A 1,923-nucleotide genomic window follows, 5' to 3' on the forward strand; every position below is an offset into this window, starting at 1 on the left:
TGTTCGACCAGTTGCAGGTGGCGGTGGTCGCCACCCCGCCCGACCAGCTCCATGCGCTGAACTCGGTCGGCACGGACGAGGGCATCCTGGCGATCGAGCCGGAGCGGATCGTCCACGCCCTGGCAAACGGCCGGATCGGCATTCCCGAGCCGGTGCCCGCCCGCCCGAACGACACAGCGACCGGCAACCTGTCGATCGACTATCTGCGCGGTTATCGCGACGGGGTGAACGCGATCCTGGACCGGCTGATCGGCGATGCCGGCAGCCGTGCCGGCCTCCTGCCGCAAACTGGCGAGAGCGAGGTCACCTGGGGGCTGCAGGCGGTGCGCGCCACCACCAGCCGCTGGACCGGCCAGGGCATCCAGGTCGCCGTGCTCGACACCGGCATGGACCTGACCCACCCCGACTTCGAGAGCCGACCGATCGAGGCGCGCAGCTTCATCGCCGGCGAGGCTGTCCAGGACGGCAATGGCCACGGCACTCACTGCATCGGCACGGCCTGCGGGCCGCTCCGGCCAGAACGCCTGCCGCGTTATGGGGTGGCCGGCAATGCCACGATCTATGCCGGCAAGGTGCTGAGCGATGCGGGCAGCGGCTCGGACGGCAGCATCCTGGCCGGGATCGACTGGGCGCTGGCGAATGGCTGCGCGGTGATCTCCATGTCCTTGGGCGCACCTGTGGCCGCCGACGCCACGCCGTCCGCGGTGTTCGAGCAGGTCGGGCGGCGGGCGCTCGCGGCGGGCAGCCTGATCGTGGCCGCGGCCGGCAACAGCAGCCAGCGGCCGAACCGGCTGGCCCCGGTCGGCCACCCCGCCAACTGCACCTCGATCATGGCGGTAGCGGCGGTCGACCAGCGCCTGGAGGTCGCCTGGTTCTCCTGCGCCGGCCTGAACCCGCAGGGCGGCCAGATCGACCTCGCTGCCCCGGGCGTGGCCGTCTACTCCGCCTGGCCCGGCACGCTCTACAACACGATCAACGGCACCAGCATGGCAACCCCGCACGTCGCCGGCATCGCCGCCCTGTACGCCGAGGCCGATCCCGGCGCGCGGGGCCAGGCGCTGTGGGCGCGGCTGGTGCAGACCGCCCGGCGCCTGGACCAGCCGGCCCGCGATGTCGGCATGGGCCTGGTGCAGGCGCCAGCCTGACCGGCAGGTGCGATCACTTCTGTGCATACTCGGGTAGCTCAAACGTAAGTGTTCGCGAAATGTTCTAGTTTTGTTCTCATCCACTCATCTTCCCGCCCCTGTATGGCACCTTGTCCAGCCCCATGATTCGAGGCACGTTCACTATGATCGAACGCCCACCATATACTGGTGGGTACCTCTCGGGGCTTCGAATGTCAGACAGGCTCAACGTCGTGGTGTCGGTCGACGAGGCCAGGCTCAAGGACTTCGCAGATGTCCTGCAGGAGATGGCCGAGGTCGGCCTGCACATTGAGAACGAGATGGCGATGCTCGGAACCGTGTCCGGCTCGGTCGACGACCCACAGGTCTTGAGCCGGCTGCGCCGGGTCAAGGGCGTGGCGCATGTCGAGCGCTGCCGCCAGTTCCAGATCGCGCCGCCCAACGCCGAGATCCAGTAGCGCCGCCCGCCCGGCGCGCTCATCCTCGCCCCTGCCTCGGTATGGCGAACTCGCGCCGTCCTTGGCTGGAGGGAACGCGGATGGGTGGCATCAGGATCTGCGCCGGCATCATGCTGGCAGCCGCACTGGCAGCACCGGCGAATGCCCAGGATGGCAGCCTTTGGGGCGTCTACGAGCAGCAGCTCAAGGGTGCCAAGTATATCGACCTGACTCATGCCTTCGCCCCGGTGCAGCCGGTATGGCCAGGCTTCGCCAACGCCACCTTCGGCCCCACCGTGGCTGGCCGGGACATCGAGAACTATGTCGCCAAGGGCGAGGAGTTCACCTACGCCCGGCACGGC

At 68.9% G+C, this 1,923-nt stretch carries 2 protein-coding genes and 1 pseudogene; all 3 read left to right on the forward strand.

Features of this window, described 5'->3' with window-relative positions; all coding sequences use genetic code 11:
- Positions 1–1,145: S8 family peptidase (locus tag EQG76_RS20940; RefSeq protein ID WP_159716273.1), on the forward strand; the 1,145-nt coding region annotated here is incomplete at its 5' end.
- Positions 1,146–1,336: 191 nt separating this feature from the next.
- Entirely contained in the window at positions 1,337–1,582 is a 246-nt protein-coding gene (locus tag EQG76_RS20945; RefSeq protein ID WP_159716274.1) for a hypothetical protein, read from the forward strand.
- 80 nt (positions 1,583–1,662) lie between these two features.
- A pseudogene (locus EQG76_RS20950) lies at positions 1,663–1,923 on the forward strand (cyclase family protein); the annotation flags it as partial.

Origin of the sequence: Geminicoccus flavidas (genome assembly GCF_009806515.1) — a bacterium.
In the GTDB taxonomy this organism is placed as follows: domain Bacteria; phylum Pseudomonadota; class Alphaproteobacteria; order Geminicoccales; family Geminicoccaceae; genus Geminicoccus; species Geminicoccus flavidus.

Excerpts from the sequence above, each read along its gene's own strand:
- EQG76_RS20945 (WP_159716274.1), top strand. The coding sequence starts at position 1,337 with ATGTCAGACAGGCTCAACGTCGTGGTGTCGGTCGACGAGGCCAGGCTC.